Genomic DNA, 20,642 nt, shown 5'->3' with positions numbered 1-20,642 from the left:
CCGAGGGGCGTTTTTTCGTTACCGGTCGGTTCAGGCGTAATGCTTGGCCGCCGGGCTGCTTTCCACCAGGTCCAGCGCCACGTCGTTTTCGGCACTGATCTTGTGGTACAGGGCAGCATCGGTTGCCAACGTTTTCTCGCGCGCCGGGAAGATTTCCTTGAGCTTGGCAGCCCAGGCACCCTTGGCCTGCTCGGGGAAGCAGCGTTCGATCAGTTCCAGCATGATCGACACGGTCACCGAAGCGCCTGGCGAGGCACCGAGCAGTGCGGCCAGGCTGCCGTCCTGGGCCGAGACCAGCTCGGTACCGAACTGCAGCACACCGCCTTTTTTCGGGTCCTTCTTGATGATCTGCACGCGCTGACCAGCCACTTCCAGGCGCCAGTCTTCGGCCTTGGCCTGCGGATAGAAGCGACGCAGGGCTTCCAGGCGCTGCTCCATCGACTGCATCACTTCGCTGACCAGGTACTTGGTCAGGTCCATGTTGTCACGGGCCACGGCCAGCATCGGGCCGATGTTACCCATGCGCACCGACAGCGGCAGGTCCATCAGCGAACCGTGCTTGAGGAACTTGGTGGTGAAACCGGCGTACGGGCCGAACAGCAACGAAGTCTTGCCGTCCACAACGCGAGTATCCAAGTGCGGTACCGACATCGGCGGGGCGCCCACGGCGGCCTGGCTGTAGACCTTGGCCTGGTGCTGTTTGACGATTTCCGGGTTGTCGCAACGCAGCCACTGGCCGCTGACCGGGAAGCCGCCAAAGCCTTTGCTTTCCGGGATGCCGGACGCCTGCAGCAGCGGCAGGGCCGCGCCACCGGCACCGAGGAAGACAAAGCGAGCGTCGACTTCGCGGCTGCCGCCGCTGTTGACGTCCTTGATGCTCACGGTCCAGCCGCTGCCGTTACGGCGCAGGCCGACGACCTTCTTGCTGTACTTCACCTGCGCGTCCGGCGAGTCGCCCAGCAGCTTGAGCAGCTTGTTGGTCAGGGCGCCGAAGTTGACGTCGGTGCCTTTGGCTACACGGGTAGCTGCAATGTGCTGGTCGGCTGGGCGGCCAGGCATCATCAGCGGCATCCAGTCGTTCATCACCGCCTTGTCTTCGGTGTATTCCATCTCGGCGAAGGCATGGTGCTGCTTGAGCAGCTCGAAGCGCTTCTTGAGGAAGGAAACACCCTTGTCACCCTCGACGTAGCTCAGGTGCGGGACAGGGTTGATGAATGCACGCGCCGAGCCGAAGTTGCCCTTCTTGCTCAGGTAAGCCCAGAACTGGCGCGAAACCTCGAACTGGGCGTTGATGTGCACGGCCTTCTTGATGTCGATGCTGCCATCGGCGGCCTGGGGCGTGTAGTTAAGCTCGCACAGACCAGCGTGGCCGGTACCTGCGTTGTTCCAGGGGTTGGAGCTTTCCGCGGCTCCGGAGTCCATCGCCTCGACGACCTCAAGCTTCAGGGTCGGGTCAAGCTCCTTCAGCAGTACGGCCAGGGTGGCACTCATGATGCCCGCGCCTACCAGTACTACATCAACCGATTCGTTCTGCGCCATTTAACGCGTCTCCACAATCTACAGCTACCTAATTGACAGCATAGGACCTGGGGTAGCCAGGGTCGCCATGTCCGACTTTTCGCAGTTCTTGCAACTTCCGCGGACACCGCCAATCAGTCTTCGGGTTCAGCTATTGAACGCCGTTTGCCACGGGTGCGGCAATTCGACTTATGGTCAAGGTGTCGTGCGTGCGTTATGGAACGGTTCAGACACTCATACGGGATGAGCGCAGTTGCCGCCTGTTCAGGGCTGTTCGGGACACATCTGCCGCTTTTGCACATGCCAGACTGTTCATTTGCTCGCCACACTCTTGTGAAGTTGTGAAAACCGTTTTTTCACGCTCTTTTGGAGACGTGAACCTCAAAAGGGGACTGCGCGATGGCAACCCGCAGGTTCATGCAGTGTGAAGGGCCGGAAAAGCAGGCACGACAGCCGATGCAAGACCTGAGTGGAAGGCTCTCTGTGGGCGAAGCGGTGAAGTTGCCGGGGTCAATCGGCGAGTGCGGGGCCCGATCAGGAGACGTCCTTATAATCGGGGGGAGATTATAGCGATGTCGCGGGCAGAAATGTCGCCATTCGTGGTTTTTATTGCAGCGTTTGTCAGGCCGCGAGGATGCGCTGGTGCCAGCGGCGGCTTGCGCGCGCGCAAACCCTGGCGTCGGCGGGCAGTTCGCGACCCAGCCAGGCCAGCTGGATTTCACTGACCTGAACCCAGCCGCTGCCGCTCGGTACCTGGCTGCATTGCTTGAAGGCCAGGCATTTGCCTTGGGCATCGAGGCGGGCGTAGGCGGTGTGGCGCGGGCGTTGGAAGAGCAGAGTCCAGAGCGAGGCCATGGCGGCGAGTCCTTTGCGTGAGGGCTTGGCGCAAGGATAAGGGCGTGGCCATGAAACGATTGTGACAAGCGGGTCGGGCCGATGACTGGTCTGTGCCTGGCTAGGTATACTGTGGGCCTTTGCCGCATTTTCTGGAGAAACGCGCATGTTGCAACGTCTGTTGTTCGGTTTGATCGCCGTGGCCAGCCTCAGCCTGGTCGGTTGTGCCCACAGCCCGCAACAACTTAACCCGCAACCCACGCTCAAGGCTCAGCTCGCCCCGGTGGGCCACGGCCAGCCGGTCGTGGTCCGGGTGGTTGACGGCCGGCCTTCGCAATCCTTGGGTACCCGTGGTGGCATGTACCCCGAGACCAGCACCATCAGCGTCAGCGGTAATGACGTGGTGCCCAAGCTGCAGGCCCAGGCCGAAGCTGCTGTGCGTCTGCTCGGCTTCACCCCTACGCCGAACGCCTCTGGTGCACCCCAGCTGACCGTGACCCTGGCCGAGCTGAAATATCAGTCGCCCAAAGACAACCTGTACGTGACCGAGGCCACCATCGGCGCCACGTTCCGTGCCGACGTGCGCAATGGCGGCCGTAGCTACAGCGGCCGTTACGGCGCTTCGCTGGACCAGCGTTTCGGCATGGCGCCGAACCAGGACACCAACACCCAGCTGGTGGGCGATGTGCTGAGCGATGCCCTGACCCGCCTGTTCAAAGACCCGACCATCGGGCAGGTACTGGGCCAGTAAGCGTTTGGCTGCATGAAAAAACCCGCTCCCTGTGTCAGGTAGCGGGTTTTTTGTTGCCTGTGCTGGCCTCTTCGCGGGTAAACCCGCGAAGAGGCCGGTTCAGGCTTACGCTGCTTCTACGTAGAAATCCAGCAAGCTGAAGCCCGTCCCGGCATCCACCTCCGGCAAATCTTCATGCACATGCCCGCCCAATGCACAGTAGACCAGCCACTGGCGGTCCTGCACATTGATGGCAAAACCATCGATCAAAGCCTGTTGTTCATCGCTCTGGGCAACGAGGTAGAGGCGGTCCTGGTTTTCGGCGTGCAACATGAACAAGCTCCGGGTCATGAAAGGCCGACAGGGTGGCCTGTTCAGATGACGAGCGGATGACAGATGAAATTTAATGACAGTTTGTCGCCCATACCGGGCGCGGGGCAGCGAGTTGGGTAGAATGCGGGCCTTTGCCGCTTCTCACACCGAGGTTGCGTGATGTCCTTGCAAGTGCTCTGGGGGTTTCTGGCCGCCCATCCCACCAAGTTGATCAACCTGCTGGCGCTGCTGCTGACCTGCCCAGGCGGGTTGCTGCTGCACAGTGCCCGGCGACGCGAGGCCGAGACCCGCGAATACATGGCTGTGGAGGAGGGGGTGGTGGACGCGTTCGACCTGCGGGTGCCACGCTACTTCTACATTCTTGGTTTTTCGTGCCTGGCGATGGCGTTGCTGTTGTCCTGGTTCAGTACCTGGGTCTGAGAACCATTGGGGCCGCGTTGCGGCCCATCGCGACACAAGGCCGCTCCCACAGGGAATTGCGTACTCCTTGTGGGAGCGGCCTTGTGTCGCGATTGGGCTGCAACGCAGCCCCCGGGATCGATCAGGCTACAGGTGCCTGCTGCCTGACCTGGTACTGGTTACGCACTGGCGTCGCATACTGCAGCACCAGGTAAGGCCGCTGCTCTTCGGGGCAGGCATCCAGCCGACGCTGCCATTCTTCCTTGGCCTTGGCCAGCTCGTCCGCCGGGAACACCTTCTCGGCACTCGGCACCTGCAACGCTTCGTCCTTGCCTTCCCACATCGCATAGGCCAGGTAGTGCACCGGGAACAGGCGGTAACCGCCAAGGATCTGCCGGTCGATTTCCGCTGCCAGCTGCTTGGTATCCTCGTGGTACGCGGTCACCGGCGCGGTGAAGTTGATGTGCACGCGGCCCTTGTAGCCGGTAATGCCCTTGGCGATGCTGTTGTCATCCTCGCCTGGTGCCTTCGTGTAGGTACCGGTAGTGGCGCGGATGTACAGCTCGCGGGCCTTGGCCTGGTCACACGGATCATATTCGTAGCTGATCGACACCGGCGTCAGGTTGAGGCTCTGGATCACCGCACCGAACGGCTCGTCCTTACGGCTCATGTGGAACATCTTGAGGATCGCCGAATCGGTACGGTCGTCACCGTCCTTGGCGCGGCCTTCGGCCTGGGCGATCCAGATCGATGTGGCGTCGTTGCGGATCGAGTGGTTGATGTAGGCCGAGAGCAACTGGTAAGCCGCCAGCTTCTCGCGGCGCCCGCTGATCGAGCGGTGCACGATGAAGCTTTTGTTCAGGCGCATCATGTCGCTGACAAAGGGCTTTTGCAGCAGGTTGTCACCAATGGCAATGCGCGGGGTGGGCAAGCCTGCGTGGTACACCGCGTAGTTGACAAAGGCCGGGTCCATGACGATGTCACGGTGGTTGGCCAGGAACAGGTAGGCGGTGCCTGCCTTGAGCTGTTCCACGCCCGAATAAGTAACGCCGTCGGTGGCGCGGTCGATGGTCTGGTCGACGTAGTACTCGACTTTGTCCTGCAAGGTCGAAACGCAGGTGACGCCGGCAAACTCCTTGCGCAGGCGGCGGGCAATCAGCGGCTTGAGCAACCAGCCGAGAGCACCGGCCGCACGCGGGAAGCGGAAGTGGGTGAGGATATCGAGGAATGCCGGGTCGCTGAGCAGGCGTGCCAGGACGGCAGGGACCTCAGCGTCGTCGTACGGTCGGATGGCATCGAATTCGCCCATCATGCTCTCTTGTTGGAAACGGCTAGGGTAATAGGTAGGGGCGGGCTCCGAAAAACGGCTCGGACACACACAGGCCCTGTAAACAGACCGGCAATTATACGCATAAGTCACCCCGGAGGCCGCGATGCTGGAAACTGCCAACTACGATTGCCCTTATTGTGGCGAAGAAATCGAAACCACGGTGGACCTGTCCGGTGGCGATCAGGAGTACTTCGAGGACTGTCAGGTGTGCTGCAAGCCTGTCCGCTTCTTGCTGCAGGTGCATGGCGAGGAATGGATGCTGGATGTCTTCGGTGAGAATGACTGATGCGACGGATCTACGAACCTGAAAACCTGCTCGAGGCCGAAATGCTGCTCGGTATGCTGGCCAGTGAGGGCATCAACGTGCAGCTGGTGGGCCGTGACTTGATGGGGGGCGTAGGCGAACTGCCCCTGCAAGGTCTGTTGGGGCTTGCGGTGGCGGATGAGCAGGCCGAGTACGCACGGCAGCTGATCGATGCGTACAATGATGCCCAGCCACTGGTTGGCGACGAACCGGAGAGCTTCCCCGGTACCTTGATCTGCTAGGTTCTGAATTCGCCCATGTGTGGACGTTATGCCCTGTTTCGCTGGCCCCAGGCGCTTGCCAGCCTGCCTGGCTTCCCCCAAGGCCAGCCGGCCCAATGGAACATTTCACCCGGGGCTTCGGTGCTGATCCAGCGCCAGCTCGAGGGCCAGCAGCAAGTGGCCAAGGCGCGCTGGGGGCTTACCCCGGCCTGGCTCACTGACCTGTCCCGCACACCTGCCCACGCCCGCGCCGAAACCCTGGCCGAGCAGCCGATGTTTCGCGATGCCTTTCGCCAGCGTCGCTGCCTGATGCCGGCCAACGGCTTTTACGAGTGGCGTGGCAGCGTGCGTAAACGCCCGTACTGGTTGACCCCGGGGGAGGGCTCGTCGCTGTATTTTGCAGCGGTGTGGGAGGCCTATCCGGTGCAGGACCAAGTGTGGCTGAGCTGTGCTGTGGTGACCCAGGCAGCCATGAACCAGCGTCGGCCGCTGATACTGGACGAGGCCGCGCAGGCGGCGTGGCTTGACCCGGATACGCCGATCACCCGCTTGCACGAGTTGCTGGCCAGCCCCTCGGCAATATTGCGAGAGCGGGCCTTGGCCAATTTCGTCAATGACCCGAAACTGGATGCGCCGGAGTGTTTGACGCCGTTATGACTGTAGTGGACTGCCTATAACGCCTAGTATTTCTGCTAGTTGACCACCTCCAGGGCCCGCCATAAGGTTGATCGTACCTACTTGGTGCAGCTGTTGAGGGGATTGATGATGAAAAATAATGCATTGTCAGGCCAGGAAAAACTTGCTGTTTCGTCTGCGCTCACGGCATTCAGGGTTTTACCTTCGACGGATTCAGATACAAGAGTCTTTGGCCGTTGGTTCGGTTATGCTGATTTTCAGCCCACGGGCATCTTCCTCGAGCCCAGAGGTTATGTCCGGTATCAATTCTCGCTGCCGCCTAGGGCAAACGTGAAGATGCAACTCCTCGTCGGAACTCCCGGCTTCAATACACAAGGCTCCGAGACTGAATGCCCTCGTACCCATGAAATGCCAGAATACCCTGGAATCGTCACTGATCCGGAAGGCGGGTTATTATGGGTGCGGGTAATACCTGATGGGGTGGGCCCGACCGTCGAGGAGGTAACGATTAATTTTGAATGCATTGCTAACTCACATCGAGTACCTGTATTTATACAAGGCGAAACGTCCGTAGATCAGTGGGGCCAGATGCTTGAGGCTGCCAAGGAGCATGGGCGAGCGCCAGTGCAGCTCATGAGTGATAAAGTTGTTATCACTGCGTGGTGGGAGACGGCTTATGCCTATAAGAGTCACGATCCCTCGGCTGTATTAGACGAATACAAAGAAATTCTAAGAGTTGAAAATGAAATCGGTGCAATTGGTTATGGTGCGGAACAAGAACCACCCAGTCCGCTGCGCATATTGGTCTCGGAGAAGGAAAGTGGCAACCCTAATGCCACTCACTATCGAATAAGTCTACCGCAATACGGCAGGTCGCTACTGACTCCCGACGGTGTGCGCGGCGACTGGGGAATCTGGCATGAGTTGGGTCATATGCAGCACCAAATTTCATGGAGCGCAAATGCGTTGACTGAGAATTCCGTCAATATATTTTCCCTTGCAGTGCAGCGCGCGCAAAAAAAATATTCAAGGGTGGTGCCTTACGACCGTGAAGCGCATGTCTTTTTAAATAGTTCCGATCCGAATAAGAAGTTTGAAGACAATGACGAGTTTGTCCGCCTCATCATGTGGGAGCAATTGAGGACAGCTTACGGCGACGCGTTCTTTCATCGGCTCCATCGGGAAAGCCGTAGTCATGGCAACCATGAACCTGGCCAGGGTGACGCTCAATACCGTCATTACTTCATGGTCACCAGCGCATGGGCTGCGCAGCACGATCTCACAACATTCTTCACTCGATGGGGTTGGCATCCAACCTCGCGCACACTTGATGCGATCCGAGATTTGAGGCTGCCTATGCCAGAGCCGGACCCGTCCACCCTCCACGTGAAGGCCGAAACGCAGATCGACGCAGTTGAACCGCATTCAGATGGTATCGAAATAAGGGGGGTTGCCCGCCCTGGGAGCCGCCTGAAAACCACCAATGATCCTGATATGGGTTGGTATGACCCAGAAGGCGGGATTACCTACGCCAACGCTTCAGGCGATTTTTCTGTGGTCACTCGAAGGTTGGTCGATGGCAACGCAGTGGTCAAATCCTATGACCCGCAAACAGGAGAGGCGTTGGGCGAGTCGAACCATGTGCCAGTGAACCTGCAGGGCACGGCTGCGGAATTCTCTTGCTGTACGGAACATGAAACCGGTGCCGATCATTGACTTTCGGTGATAGTCGATAACTGGGGCTAGTGGCAGTCATCACGCCAGCGAAACGCCGGTGTGATGCATTACAAGACAAGCTGCCTACGCGCGATCGGGTGTGGGCGCAGGTGTACCCGGATGTGAAGAATCTTCCCTACGGCTATAGCGGGCACTGGCGACTCGGCCTAGGATACGGCGCATGTAAAAAGGGAGTGTTTTCATGCGTAAGTCTTTTGTCGTCAGCCTGCTCAGTGCTGGCATCCTGCTGGCCGGCTGCCAGGCAGTGAACACCACCAGCGGCGGTGCCGTTGGCGTCGAGCGCCAGCAGTACATGTTCAGCATGCTCTCGACCGATGAGGTCAACCAGATGTACGCCCAGTCTTACCAGCAGACCCTGGGTGAGGCATCGAGCAAGGGTGTGCTCGACAAGTCCAGCGCCGATGCCAAGCGTGTGCAGGCGATCGCCAGCCGCCTGATCGCCCAGGCGCCCAAGTTCCGCCCGGATGCCGCGCAATGGAACTGGGAGGTAAACGTCATCAAAAGCGACGAGCTCAACGCCAACTGCGGCCCGGGCGGCAAGATCATCGTCTACACCGGGCTGATCGATCAGCTCAAGCTCACCGATGCGGAAATTGCCGCAGTGGTGGGGCACGAGATTGCCCACGCCTTGCGTGAGCACAGCCGCGAGGCCATGTCCAAGGCGTATGGCGTGGAAATGGCCCGCCAGGGTGCCGGCGCCATTTTCGGCCTCGGCCAAGGCAGCATGGCCATGGCCGACACGGTGGTGAACTACGCCATGACCCTGCCCAACAGCCGGGCCAACGAGAACGAGGCCGACCTGATCGGCCTGGAGCTGTCGGCGCGTGCCGGTTACGACCCGAATGCCGCGATCACCTTGTGGAACAAGATGAGCAAGGCTTCCGAAGGTGCACCGCCCGAGTTCATGAGTACTCACCCGGCATCCGCGAGCCGTATTGCTTCGCTGCAGGCGGCGATTCCGAAGGTGATGCCGCTGTATCAGGCGGCAAAGCAGTAAGACCGCAAGGGGGCTGCTTTGCAGCCCCTTCAGCATTTAGCCAACCCAGCCACTGGCTTTCATCGCCGAGTACACGGCCACAATTGCCAGCACGAAGAACGCTGTGGCCGCCAGGCGACGGATCAGGGTCAACGGCAGTTTGTCTGCTGCAAAGTTACCCGCAAGAACCACCGGCACGTTGGCAATCAGCATGCCCAGCGTGGTGCCGATAATGACCATGATCAGGTGCGGGTACTGCGCCGCCAGCATGACGGTGGCGACTTGGGTCTTGTCACCGATTTCGGCCAGGAAAAACGCGATCAGCGTAGTCAGGAACGGCCCGAAGCGGCGCGCCGGGTTCTCGTCGTCATCCATCTTGTCCGGCACCAGGGTCCACAGTGCAGTGGCGGTGAAGCTCGCGGCGAGGATCCAGTGCAATGCCGAGTCGCTGAAGAAGCTGCCGAACCAGGCGCCCACGGCACCGGCCGCAGCATGGTTGGCCAGGGTGGCGGCGATGATGCCGGCGATGATCGGCCACGGCTTGCGGAAGCGGGCAGCGAGAATGAGCGCGAGCAGTTGCGTCTTGTCGCCGATTTCGGCGAGGGCAACGATAGCGGTGGGGACCAACAGAGATTCCAGCATCAGGATTCCTACGGGGGCGGGTCGACACGGCTATGACACGTACAGCCTCCCCGCCCCGGGTAAGGTGTGCGTGTCATAGGTCTTGTCAAACCCTGGATCCGTCTTTGCGGATCTCTCCATGCGTGCTGGCATGGTGGGTCGCACGCGCCATGGTCTGTTGACCAAGTATGTTGACGCGTACCGGGCGAGCAGGGTGCTCGCGGGAGACTACTCCCCTAGGACGGTGCGGATTCTGCCTAGGCAAAACGCTTTCGGCAAGCGCTGTTTTTATCCGTGTGTTGCCTGATAGATACGGAAACCGTCAGCGTCGTCGCGCACCTGGCAGTTGCCCAGCGCCCCTTCGATCAGCGGCTGGTAGCGCAGGAAGCTGTTGGCAACAAGGCGCATTTCACCGCCTTTTCGCAGATGAACGGCCGATTTTTTCAGCAGATTTTCCGAAGCCTGGTAGTTGGTGTGCACCCCGGTGTGAAACGGCGGGTTACTCAAAATCAGGCTCAGTTCGGTGGGGGCCGCGTCGATACCATCACCGCTGATAACGTCGCCTTCCAGGCCGTTGGCAGCCAGCGTCAGGCGGCTGGCCGCGACGGCGAAGGCATCCACGTCAAGCAGCGTGACCCGGCTTTGCGGATAGCGGCGCTTGACCGTTGCGCCCAATATCCCGGCGCCACAGCCAAAGTCCAGTACATGCCCGCTCGGCAGGCCGTCGAGGTGCTTGAGCAGCAGGGCCGTACCGCGATCAAGGCGCCCATGACTGAATACGCCAGGCAGGCTGACCACTTGCAACGGGCCGTCCTCCAGGGCCAGCTCGAAGCGTTCGGCCAGGCTTTCCAGCGGTTTGGCCACGGGCGCCTGCTCGATCGTGACTTGCCACAGCTGGCAGTGCCGGGCGCTGTCCAGCTTGCGCGGCCTGCCAAAGGCCTGCAGCTGTTTGGCCGCGCCTTCGATGCCGCCGCGTTTTTCGCCAACCAGGTACAGCTCACCGCCGGCCAGGCGCGACGCCAGGGCATTGAGCAGGTAGGCAGCCAGTTCACGGGACTTGGGCAGGAACAGCACGGCGCTGTCGAAGGCCACCTCGGGTGGCTCGACACCATAGTGGCTGCGACCGGCAAAGCGGCTGTCGAGCATGGCGTGATCGCCCGCATGCCATGTCCAGGCCTGGGCCTGCGGCAATTGGCCGAGCAGGCCATCGGCGGGGGCGCCGGCGATCAGCAGCGGGCCCTGGAACAGCTCTGCCTGGCGGAGCAATACTTCACTGCGCGGGTCCATGGACGACGCCTCCTGAAAAAGTGGCGCAGTGTAGCAGAGGCGGGCGCCCCGCTCAGCTGACCACGCGGCGCGGCTGACCGGCGAAGAAGGCCTGGGCGTTTTCACTGAGCTGGCCGACGATGCGTTGGCGCGACTCCACTGCCCCCCAGGCGCTGTGCGGGGTGATGATCAGCCGCGGGATGCCGGGTTCGAGCAACGGGTTGCCGTTGACCGGCGGCTCCACGCTCAGCACGTCGGTGGCCGCGCCGCCCAGGTGGCCACTGCGCAGGGCATCGGCCAGTGCCTGCTCGTCGATCAGGCCGCCACGGGCGGTGTTGACCACCAGGGCACCGGGCTTGAGCAGGGCCAGTTCGCGGGCACCAAGCATGTGCCGGGTGTGCTCGTTCAGCGGGCAGTGCAGGGTCAGGGCATCGATTTGTGGCAGCAGTTCGTCCAGCGGCAGGCGGTCGGCGCGCTCCGGGCGGCCAGGTATTTGCCCGCTGAGCACGCGCATGCCGAACGCTTCGGCCAGCCGCGCCACTGCGCCGCCCAGTTCGCCGTGGCCGAGCAGGCCGAGGGTTTTGCCTTCCAGCTCGACGATGGGGAAGTCCAGCAGGCAGAACTGGCTGGCCTTGGCCCACTGGCCGTCGGCTACCGCCTGGTTGTAGTCGCACAGGCGAGTGGCCAGGGCCAGCAGCAGGGCGAGGGTATGCTGCGCGACGGACGGTGTGCCATAGCCCTGGCAGTTGCATACCGTGATGCCTTGGGCTCGCGCTGCTGCCAGGTCGACATTGTTGGTGCCGGTGGCAGCGACCAGAATCAGCTTGAGCTGTGGGTTGGCGGCCAGGGTCGCGGCGTCGAGCATGACCTTGTTGCTGACCACCGCCACGGCGCCCTGCAGACGCTGGCTTACCTGGTCAGGGCGGGTTGCATCGAACAGCTCGAGTTCATCGAACTGGCTTCGTAGCGGGGAAAGGTCGAGGTCACCAAGGTCCAGGGACTGGTGATCGAGAAACACGGCGCGACGCGGGCTGGGCATCAGTAAGGCTCCGTTGGCAGGGCAGGGATGATCCATCCCCCGGACAATGCCACTCATACCCCGCGCAGCCAAATCATTCCTTCGGCTGATTTAGCCGTCACATTCGCGAACTACAGTAGTTCCCAGACTTTTCCGGCCCGCTTTTCAGAAAAGGGATACCCATGCTGCAGACCCGCATCATCAAGCCCACCGAGGGCGCCTACGACTACCCGCTGCTGATCAAACGCCTTTTGATGTCCGGCAGCCGTTATGAAAAAACCCGCGAAATCGTCTACCGCGACCAGTTGCGCCTGACCTACCTACAGCTCAACGAACGCATCGCGCGCCTGGCCAATGTGCTGACCGAGGCCGGGGTAAAGGCCGGTGACACTGTGGCGGTAATGGACTGGGACAGCCACCGCTATCTGGAGTGCATGTTCGCCATCCCGATGATCGGCGCCATTGTGCACACCATCAACGTGCGCCTGTCGCCCGAGCAGATCCTCTACACCATGAACCACGCCGAAGACCGCGTGGTGCTGGTCAACAGCGATTTTGTCGGCCTCTACCAGGCCATTGCCGGGCAACTGACCACCGTTGACAAGACCCTGCTGCTGACCGATGGCCCGGACAAGACTGCCGAGCTGCCCGGCCTGGTGGGTGAGTATGAGCAGCTGCTGGCAGCCGCCAGCCCCCGCTACGATTTCCCGGAATTCGATGAAAACTCGGTGGCCACCACCTTCTACACCACCGGCACCACCGGCAACCCCAAGGGTGTGTACTTCACCCACCGGCAGCTGGTACTGCACACCCTGGCCGAAGCTTCGGTCACCGGCAGCATCGACAGCGTACGCCTGCTGGGCAGCAACGATGTGTACATGCCCATCACGCCGATGTTCCATGTACATGCCTGGGGCATTCCCTACGCTGCCACCATGCTTGGCATGAAACAGGTATACCCGGGGCGCTACGAGCCAGACATGCTGGTCAAGCTGTGGCGCGAAGAAAAGGTCACGTTCTCCCACTGCGTGCCGACCATTTTGCAGATGCTGCTCAACTGCCCGACCTCGCAAGGGCAGGACTTCGGCGGCTGGAAGATCATCATTGGCGGCAGCTCGCTCAACCGTTCGCTCTACCAGGCTGCCCTGGCGCGTGGCATCCAGCTGACCGCCGCGTATGGCATGTCCGAAACCTGCCCGCTGATCTCCGCTGCGCACCTGAACGACGAGCTGCAGGCCGGCAGCGAGGATGAGCGCGTCACCTACCGCATCAAGGCCGGTGTGCCTGTGCCGCTGGTCGAGGCGGCCATTGTCGATGGCGACGGCAACTTCCTGCCGGCAGACGGCGAAACCCAGGGCGAGCTGGTGCTGCGCGCGCCGTGGCTGACCATGGGCTACTTCAAGGAGCCGGAAAAGAGCAAGGAGCTGTGGCAGGGGGGCTGGCTGCACACCGGCGATGTCGCCACCCTCGACGGCATGGGCTACATCGACATTCGTGATCGCATCAAGGATGTGATCAAGACCGGTGGCGAGTGGGTTTCTTCGCTCGACCTGGAAGACCTGATCAGCCGTCACCCGGCCGTGCGCGAAGTGGCGGTGGTGGGGGTGGCCGACCCGCAGTGGGGCGAGCGCCCGTTCGCCTTGCTGGTGCTGCGCGACGGCCAGGCCATCGATGCCAAGGCGCTCAAGGACCATCTCAAGCCATTTGTCGAGCAAGGGCACATCAACAAGTGGGCGATTCCTAGCCAGATCGCCGTTGTTACTGAAATTCCCAAGACCAGTGTCGGCAAGCTCGACAAGAAACGCATCCGCCAGGACATCGTCCAGTGGCAGGCCAGCAATAGCGCGTTCCTGTCCACGCTGTAAACGCCGTGCGGGTCGCGCGCGTCAGAACGCGACCCGCACGCTAGAGGCCTCGGCACCTTGCCAAATGGCAGAAATGCGCCATCCTTGAGCTCTGCCAGCCCGCAACCGGGACAACACTGCAGCGAGTTGGCGGCATGGAGCGCAAATCACACTTTAGAGGGATCAAGCGCCTGTGCCTTGCTGGCTATAGTCGGGGCCAGGGGATTTTCAGGAATGGGGGAGGGCGATACGCGCAAGCCGTGTCGCCGCAGGTGAAAACCTGCAAACCGGTCGCTCGGGCCGTTCTTGAAAGGACTCACTGCCATAACAATAAAGTACATGGAGTAGCGTCGATGAAATCTGCAAACCTGTTCTGGCGCCGGGCCAAGTTGCCCTTGGCCGTCAGCCTTGCTTCCACGCTCGCAAGTCCTGCTTTCGCTGTCAGTTTCAACATTGGTGAAATCGAAGGGCAGTTCGACTCGTCGCTCTCCATCGGCGCCAGCTGGTCGACGGCCAACCCCAACAAGAACCTGATCGGGGTGAACAACGGCGGCAAGGGCCTGTCGCAGACCTCTGACGATGGCCACCTGAACTTCAAGAAGGGCGAAACCTTCTCCAAGATCTTCAAGGGCATCCACGACCTTGAACTCAAGTACGGCGATACTGGCGTGTTCGTGCGGGGCAAGTACTGGTACGACTTCGAATTGAAGGACGAAGGCCGCGAGTTCAAGGACATCAGCGACTCTGGCCGCAAGGAGGGCGCCAAGTCGTCCGGGGCCCAGTTGCTCGACGCCTTTGTCTACCACAACTATTCCATCGGCGATCAGCCGGGCTCGGTGCGCCTGGGCAAGCAGGTGGTGAGCTGGGGTGAGAGTACCTTCATCGGCGGCGGCATCAACTCGATCAACCCCATCGACGTGTCGGCGTTCCGCCGCCCGGGGGCCGAGATCAAGGAAGGCCTGATCCCGGTCAACATGTTCTACATCTCGCAGAGCCTGACCGACAACCTGTCGGCAGAGGCCTTCTACCAGATCGAGTGGGACCAGACGGTTGTTGATAACTGCGGTACGTTCTTCTCCCAGCCGGACATCATTGCCGACGGCTGCACCGACAACCTGCGTGTGCTCAACAGCAGCCGTACGGTGCCTGGTGCGGCCCAGCAGTTCCTCGCCACGCGGGGTGTGAACATCAACGAGGAAGGGGTAATGGTGCGCCGCGGGGCCGACCGTGATGCCCGCGACAGCGGCCAGTTCGGCGTGGCACTGCGCTATATGTTCGACCCGCTGGACACCGAGTTCGGTGCCTACTTCATGAACTACCACAGCCGCGCGCCGATCTTCAGCGCCACCGGTGCCCCACCGTCGGTGTTCGCCGGCCTGAGCGCGCTGCCTGCACAGTTGCGGGCGCTGGCTCCGCTGATTGTGGCCGGTAACTCCGAATACTTCGTCGAGTACCCCGAGGACATTCGCCTGTACGGCCTGAGCTTCTCCACTACGCTGCCCACGGGTACGGCCTGGAGCGGTGAAGTCAGCTATCGCCCCAACGCCCCCGTGCAGCTGAATACCACCGATATCCTGTTCGCGGGTGTGCGTCCGATTGGTGGCGCACTGAGCAACGCTTCGCTGCTCACCGGTACCCCCGGGCAAGACCTGCACGGCTACCGTCGCAAGGAAATCACTCAGTTCCAGACCACTCTGACGCACTTCTTTGACCAGGTCATGGGCGCCAGCCGCATGACAGTGGTGGGCGAAGTGGGGGTCACCCACGTGGGTGGCCTGGAGAACGCCCGCGAGACCCGCTATGGCCGCGACCCGGTCTTCGGGCCCGGCCCGCTGCCTGCCACCGGCGGCGCGGACACCTGCCAGGCACTCAATACCAGCACCATCGCCGGCGCAGGGGCCGGGGCGTCCACCACCAACCTGAATCGCAAATGCGAGAACGACGGCTATACCACCAGCACCTCCTGGGGGTATCGCGCCCGGGTCATCTGGGACTACAACGACGTCTTCGCCGGGGTCAACCTCAAGCCCAGCGTGGCCTGGTCGCATGACGTTTCCGGCTATTCGCCTGGCCCTGGTGCCAACTTCGAGGAAGGGCGCAAGGCAGTCAGCCTGGGCCTGGACGCCGAGTACCAGAACACCTACACGGCGAGCCTGTCGTACACCAACTTCTTCGATGGCAAGTACAGCACCGTGGATGACCGTGACTTCGTCGCGCTCAGCTTCGGCGTGAACTTCTAAGCACACAGATCCAGGACGACACGACATGAACAAGACCAGAAGTCTGCTGCAAGCCGGTGTACTGGGCCTGTCCCTGCTGGCGACCAGCGTCATGGCTGCGGTATCCGCCGACGAAGCGGCCAAGTTGGGCAGTACCCTGACCCCGATGGGGGCTGAAAAGGCTGGCAATGCCGATGGCTCGATCGGCCCTTGGGAGCCGCTGTCGAAGAGTGCGGGCAGCGTCGACGGCAAGGGTTTCCTGGCCGACCCGTATGGCAGTGAAAAGCCGCTGTTCACCATCACTGCGCAAAACGCCGAGCAGTACAAGGACAAGCTTTCGCCGGGCCAGATGGCCATGCTCAAGCGCTACCCGGATACCTTCAAGATCCCTGTATTCAAAACCCATCGCGGCTCCACGGTACCTGCGGACGTGTTCGCTGCCATCAAGAAAAACGCCACCCAGACCACGCTGACGGAAGGCGGCAACGGTTTGAACAACTTCGACACGGCGGTGCCGTTTCCGATCCCGAAAAACGGCCTGGAAGTGATCTGGAACCACATCACCCGTTACCGGGGGGGCAGTGTCAGCCGCTTGGTGATCCAGGCCACGCCGCAGCAGAACGGCTCTTTCAGCCCGGTTTACTTCTCCGACCAGTTCGTGTTCCGCGACAGGATGAAGGATTACGACCCAAAAAACCCGGGCAACATCCTGTTCTACTTCAAGCAGGAAGTGACCGCGCCAGCGCGCCTGGCCGGGACCGTGCTGCTGGTGCACGAAACCCTCGACCAGGTGAAGGAGCCGCGCAAGGCGTGGATCTACAACGCCGGCCAGCGTCGCGTGCGCCAGGCGCCGCAAGTGTCGTACGACGGCCCGGGTACCGCCGCCGACGGCCTGCGTACCTCGGACAACCTGGACATGTTCAACGGTGCGCCGGACCGCTACGACTGGAAGCTGGAAGGCAAGAAGGAACTGTACATCGCCTCCAACGCCTTCAAGCTGGATGACCCCAAGCTGAAGTACGCCGACATCATCAAGGCCGGGCACATCAACCAGGACCTTTCCCGTTACGAGCTGCGCCGCGTCTGGCATGTGGTCGCAACCCTGAAGCCGGGCCAGCGGCACATCTACGCCAAGCGTGACTTCTACATCGACGAAGACACCTGGCAGGCCGCAGTGATCGACCAGTACGACGGCCGTGGCCAGCTGTGGCGCGTGTCCGAAGCCCATTCCCAGCCGTATTACAACAAAGAGGTGCCTTGGTACACCCTGGAAACCATCTACGACCTGCAGTCGGGTCGTTACCTGGCCCTGGGCATGAAAAACGAAGAGAAGCGCGCCTACGATTTTGGCTTCAGTGCCAGCAAGGCGGACTTCCAGCCTGCGGCGTTGCGCCAGTCGGGTATTCGTTGATCTGAACACTCCCCACTGCATGTGATCTCCAGAACGCCCCGGCCTGCCCGGGGCGTTTCTGTTTCCTGCTCCGGCGATAATTTCCAGTCAAACACAGGCCCTGTAGCAGCAGCCTTGTGCTGCGAAGAGGCCGGTAAGGCTAAAGACTATCTTCGGCTGCAATGGCCTCTTCGCAGCACAAGGCTGCTCCTACCGGTACTGCACTGGCCTTGAAAGCTGTGCAATCCCTGTGTGAGCGGGCAATCAATCTGCTGAATACCCACCCAAACCCCCGCCCCAGCCTCCTGTCCATCAGCCATGTTGCTTTTTGTCGCAGTCTTTTCCGGGGCAATTGTGCCCATCATCTTCAAATGCGCTGCGTTACCGGCTAGTCTCGCAAGCATCCATACCGCCGTAGTCTTCCACCCAGAACGAGCCGGCCATGACAGACTTGTCCCGTACGCATGGATTCGCCAGCCAGGCCTTGGGCCTGCTGGACGGGCGTTTCTTCCGGCCACCGCTGCCGGACGGCCATGTGCCGCGCCTGCGCCTGTGTCAGCGCTTGCACGCCGGGCTGGGCGGTCGGTTGCTGCTGGTCAATGCCCCGGCGGGTTTCGGCAAAAGCTCCTTGGCCATCGAGTTTTGCGAAGCGCTACCTGAGCACTGGCGCAGCCTGTGGCTGGGCCTGAGCCAACGTGATGCCGACCCTGGCCGCTTCCTCGAGCGCCTGCTCGAAGGCCTGCAGCAGTACTGCCCGGCACTGGGCGGGCAGGCCATGGGCTTGCTGAAAATGCGCCAGCGTCACCAGCCGTTCGCCTTCGAGGAGTGGATCGACGGCCTGCTCGACGAGCTGGCGCTTTACCTGCAAACCGATACCCCTTTGCTGCTGGTGCTGGATGACTATCACCTGGCCCAGGGGCCCGTGCTCGACCGCTGCCTGCAGTTCTTCCTCAACCACCTGCCTGCCGGCCTGGTGTTGCTGGTTACCAGTCGCCAGCGCCCGGACTGGCACCTGGCGCGTTTGCGGCTGTCGCGCCAGCTTGTCGAACTGAACGAACAGGATTTGCGCCTCACCGCCGAAGAGTCGCTGGCGGTGATCGGCCGGCAGCCACCGGGCCTGCGCGGGCAGGCACTGGACAATCTGATCCAGCGCAGCGACGGTTGGGTGGCCGGTTTGCGTTTCTGGCAACTGGCCGCCAGCGAATCGGCGGACGAGCAAGCTTTGCCCCAGGCCTTGCATGGCGGCGAAGGCCTGATCCGCGACTACCTGCTTGAAGAAGTCATCGATATGCTGCCCGCCGACGTGCAGGCGTTCTTGTATGACACGGCCTGTCAGGAGCGTTTCTGCGCCCCGTTGTGCGATGCCTTGCGTGGCCGCCACGACAGCGCCGCAGTGTTGCGCTTCCTGCAGGCACACCAGGTATTCCTGGTGCCGCTGGACGAGCATGGCCACTGGTTCCGCTACCATCACCTGTTCTCCGATCTGCTGCGCAGCCGGCAAGCCAATGAACCACTGGCCGGCCTGCAATTGCGTGCCTGTCGCTGGTTTGAAAGCCAGGGCCTGCTGGACGAAGCGGTGGAGCAGGCGTTGCGTGCCGGCCACCTCGATGTCGCGGCCGACCTGGTGCAGAGCCTGTCCGAGGAGCAACTGCTGGCTGAACAGAACGTCGGCATGTTGCTGCGCTGGAAGATGGACCTGCCCGACAGTCTTCTGATCAGCACACCGCGCTTGATCGTGCTGTACAGCTGGGCGTTGGGTCTGGCTTGCCAGCTGGACGCAGCCGAGGAACTGGCCGGCTACCTCAGCCGCTTTCTGCCCGCGCCTTCGGCGACCGCGCAAAAATCGATGCTGGCCCAATGGCTGGCGCTGAGTGGGGTCATCGCCCGTGGCCGAGGCGACCGCGAACGCACCCTGGCTTATTGCGGCGAAGCGCTGCAGAGCCTGCCGAGCAAGCGCTATGGCCAACGCCTGGTGTGCTTGTCGACGCTGTCCAATCTGGCCATTGCCGATGGCGACTTCTGGCGGGCCAGGGGCTGGAACCGCGAAGCGCTGGAGCTGGCCCAGCGGGTTGGCAACCCGTTGTTCGAGGCGCTGGCCCATTACGACCGGGCACGTGTGCTGCACGCCCGCGGCGAGGTACTGCGGGCGCTGGACGAAGTGCGCCAAGGGCTTCAGCGCCTGCAAGGGCTCTCGGCGCAGCGGCTGTATGCCGTACGTGCGCGCCTGACGCTTTACGAAGGTTACCTGCTGGTCTCGCGCCTGCAGCCGGCCCAGGGCCGTGCGCGTTTGCGCGCGGGGCTGGGCGAGGCGCGGGCCTGTCGGGATATCAGTGTGCTTATCGGCCATTGCGTCATAGCGACCCTCGATGGCCGGGAAGGGCACTTTGCCGAGGCCTTTGCCGAGTTGGCCGAGGCCGAGCGCCTGATGCATATCTGGGACGTGCCCCCGGTCTACTACCTGGCCATGATTACCCTGGTCAAATGCGAACTCTGGCTGGCCCAGGGGCGTACCGACCTGGCCGAGTCCTGGCTGCTGCGACTGGGCCAGACCTACGGCGGCGAGCAGCCGGCGGCAGCACCGGAGTTCCACCCGCTGCTGCCGTTGCACATTGCGTTGCAGCAGGCGCTGCTCGAGCGCATCCAGTTACGTGGCGACGATGCCGTGCAACGGCTGGCAAGCCTGGTTGAGTGCGGCCGGGCCAGTGGCGGCATGATGCTCACCGTCAGCGCCCTGTGCCAATGGCTTTCCCTGCTGCTGGACGAAGGCCGGGAAGGGCAGGCCGCGCAGTTGCTACCCAGCCTGCTGGAATCTGCGCGGGGCGGAGTGCTGCAACCGTTTCAACCCCTGCTGCAAAAGCATCCGCAATGGCTTCATGAGCAATTGCAGGCAGGTGCCGCCTGCCCGGTTCAGGCCGAGCTGCTCAAGCGCCTGCCGCAACTGCCGAGCGCTAACACCGGTACCGGTGAAGCCCTGAGTGGCCGCGAAATGGCAGTGCTCGAACTGATTGCCCAAGGCTGTTCCAACCAGCAGATCAGCGAGCGGTTGTTCATTTCCTTGCACACCGTGAAGACCCACGCCAGCCATATCAACAGCAAGCTGGGGGTCGAGCGGCGCACCCAGGCGGTGGCCAAGGCCAAATCTCTGGGGCTGCTGGCGTGATACTGGCCCTTGAGGTCTTTGCCCGCTAAAGTGATGGCCTGAGGCCATGGATTGTGGCCGGCAATGCTCTACCCTCATCTTTCCCGACCAGCTGCCGATACAGCGA

At 61.9% G+C, this 20,642-nt stretch carries 18 protein-coding genes and 1 riboswitch; of the genes, 11 read left to right on the top strand and 7 right to left on the bottom strand.

The window, feature by feature from the left end; all coding sequences use genetic code 11:
- Positions 1-30: 30 nt before the first annotated feature.
- A complete protein-coding gene (mqo, locus tag J3A71_RS25130) occupies positions 31-1,539 on the bottom strand; it encodes a malate dehydrogenase (quinone) (RefSeq protein ID WP_016484883.1) in 1,509 nt (502 codons plus the stop codon).
- A 600-nt stretch (positions 1,540-2,139) separates the two neighbouring features.
- A complete protein-coding gene (locus J3A71_RS25125; RefSeq protein WP_060517690.1) occupies positions 2,140-2,373 on the bottom strand; it encodes a hypothetical protein in 234 nt (77 codons plus the stop codon).
- Between the two features lie 145 nt (positions 2,374-2,518).
- On the opposite strand from J3A71_RS25125, the gene J3A71_RS25120 reads away from it, so the two are divergent.
- Positions 2,519-3,103 (top strand): YajG family lipoprotein, encoded by a 585-nt coding sequence (locus J3A71_RS25120; RefSeq protein ID WP_016484885.1) that lies wholly within the window; start codon positions 2,519-2,521, stop codon positions 3,101-3,103.
- A gap of 105 nt (positions 3,104-3,208) precedes the next feature.
- On the opposite strand, the gene J3A71_RS25115 is transcribed toward J3A71_RS25120, so the two are convergent.
- Entirely contained in the window at positions 3,209-3,415 is a 207-nt protein-coding gene (locus tag J3A71_RS25115) for a hypothetical protein (RefSeq protein ID WP_016501484.1), read from the bottom strand.
- A 159-nt stretch (positions 3,416-3,574) separates the two neighbouring features.
- Here J3A71_RS25115 and J3A71_RS25110 point away from each other — a divergent pair, with 159 nt between their 5' ends.
- Positions 3,575-3,835, top strand: a complete 261-nt coding sequence (locus J3A71_RS25110; protein WP_016484887.1) for a hypothetical protein — start codon at positions 3,575-3,577, stop codon at positions 3,833-3,835.
- 121 nt (positions 3,836-3,956) lie between these two features.
- Here J3A71_RS25110 and J3A71_RS25105 read toward each other — a convergent pair whose 3' ends face one another.
- The gene (locus tag J3A71_RS25105) at positions 3,957-5,126 is read right to left on the bottom strand and encodes a 1-acyl-sn-glycerol-3-phosphate acyltransferase (protein ID WP_080640993.1); all 1,170 of its coding nucleotides are present in this window, start codon (positions 5,124-5,126) and stop codon (positions 3,957-3,959) included.
- Between the two features lie 121 nt (positions 5,127-5,247).
- On the opposite strand from J3A71_RS25105, the gene J3A71_RS25100 reads away from it, so the two are divergent.
- From J3A71_RS25100 to J3A71_RS25080, 5 genes are all read left to right on the top strand, one after another.
- A complete protein-coding gene (locus J3A71_RS25100; RefSeq protein WP_023047680.1) occupies positions 5,248-5,430 on the top strand; it encodes a CPXCG motif-containing cysteine-rich protein in 183 nt (60 codons plus the stop codon).
- A complete protein-coding gene (locus J3A71_RS25095) occupies positions 5,430-5,690 on the top strand; it encodes a DUF2007 domain-containing protein (RefSeq protein ID WP_016484890.1) in 261 nt (86 codons plus the stop codon). Before J3A71_RS25100 ends, J3A71_RS25095 begins: the two co-directional genes overlap by 1 nt.
- A 15-nt stretch (positions 5,691-5,705) precedes the next feature.
- Positions 5,706-6,326 carry an SOS response-associated peptidase gene (locus J3A71_RS25090; RefSeq protein ID WP_016484891.1) on the top strand — a complete coding sequence of 207 codons (621 nt, stop codon included), beginning with the start codon at positions 5,706-5,708 and terminating at the stop codon, positions 6,324-6,326.
- A 105-nt stretch (positions 6,327-6,431) separates the two neighbouring features.
- Positions 6,432-8,021: a M60 family metallopeptidase gene (locus tag J3A71_RS25085; protein ID WP_102668029.1), complete on the top strand. Its 1,590-nt coding sequence runs from the start codon at positions 6,432-6,434 to the stop codon at positions 8,019-8,021.
- Positions 8,022-8,223: 202 nt separating this feature from the next.
- The gene (locus tag J3A71_RS25080) at positions 8,224-9,039 is read left to right on the top strand and encodes a M48 family metallopeptidase (RefSeq protein WP_016484893.1); all 816 of its coding nucleotides are present in this window, start codon (positions 8,224-8,226) and stop codon (positions 9,037-9,039) included.
- A 36-nt stretch (positions 9,040-9,075) separates the two neighbouring features.
- On the opposite strand, the gene J3A71_RS25075 is transcribed toward J3A71_RS25080, so the two are convergent.
- The 3 genes from J3A71_RS25075 to J3A71_RS25065 all read right to left on the bottom strand — a co-directional run bounded on the left by J3A71_RS25075 (position 9,076) and on the right by J3A71_RS25065 (position 11,944).
- Positions 9,076-9,660 (bottom strand): TMEM165/GDT1 family protein, encoded by a 585-nt coding sequence (locus J3A71_RS25075; protein ID WP_016484894.1) that lies wholly within the window; start codon positions 9,658-9,660, stop codon positions 9,076-9,078.
- A gap of 88 nt (positions 9,661-9,748) precedes the next feature.
- A riboswitch (yybP-ykoY riboswitch) is annotated at positions 9,749-9,888 on the bottom strand.
- Positions 9,889-9,927: 39 nt separating this feature from the next.
- Complete coding sequence (locus J3A71_RS25070) at positions 9,928-10,926, bottom strand: class I SAM-dependent methyltransferase (protein ID WP_102668030.1); 999 nt, start codon at positions 10,924-10,926, stop codon at positions 9,928-9,930.
- Between the two features lie 52 nt (positions 10,927-10,978).
- Positions 10,979-11,944, bottom strand: coding sequence for a 2-hydroxyacid dehydrogenase (locus J3A71_RS25065; RefSeq protein ID WP_102668031.1), 966 nt, complete (start codon positions 11,942-11,944; stop codon positions 10,979-10,981).
- 161 nt (positions 11,945-12,105) lie between these two features.
- Here J3A71_RS25065 and J3A71_RS25060 point away from each other — a divergent pair, with 161 nt between their 5' ends.
- The 4 genes from J3A71_RS25060 to J3A71_RS25045 all read left to right on the top strand — a co-directional run bounded on the left by J3A71_RS25060 (position 12,106) and on the right by J3A71_RS25045 (position 20,536).
- Entirely contained in the window at positions 12,106-13,788 is a 1,683-nt protein-coding gene (locus J3A71_RS25060) for a fatty acid--CoA ligase (RefSeq protein WP_102668032.1), read from the top strand.
- A 332-nt stretch (positions 13,789-14,120) separates the two neighbouring features.
- Positions 14,121-16,007, top strand: a complete 1,887-nt coding sequence (locus J3A71_RS25055) for a DUF1302 domain-containing protein (protein ID WP_016484898.1) — start codon at positions 14,121-14,123, stop codon at positions 16,005-16,007.
- Between the two features lie 25 nt (positions 16,008-16,032).
- Positions 16,033-17,397 carry a DUF1329 domain-containing protein gene (locus tag J3A71_RS25050; RefSeq protein WP_016484899.1) on the top strand — a complete coding sequence of 455 codons (1,365 nt, stop codon included), beginning with the start codon at positions 16,033-16,035 and terminating at the stop codon, positions 17,395-17,397.
- Between the two features lie 421 nt (positions 17,398-17,818).
- A complete protein-coding gene (locus J3A71_RS25045; protein WP_016484900.1) occupies positions 17,819-20,536 on the top strand; it encodes a LuxR C-terminal-related transcriptional regulator in 2,718 nt (905 codons plus the stop codon).
- Positions 20,537-20,642 lie beyond the last annotated feature (106 nt).

The sequence above is a fragment of the Pseudomonas sp. PvP089 genome (genome assembly GCF_017875165.1).
Classification (GTDB): domain Bacteria; phylum Pseudomonadota; class Gammaproteobacteria; order Pseudomonadales; family Pseudomonadaceae; genus Aquipseudomonas; species Aquipseudomonas fortuita.
The sequence above is the reverse complement of the archived record's forward strand: the minus strand, read 5'-3'. Positions and strand labels throughout refer to the sequence as shown.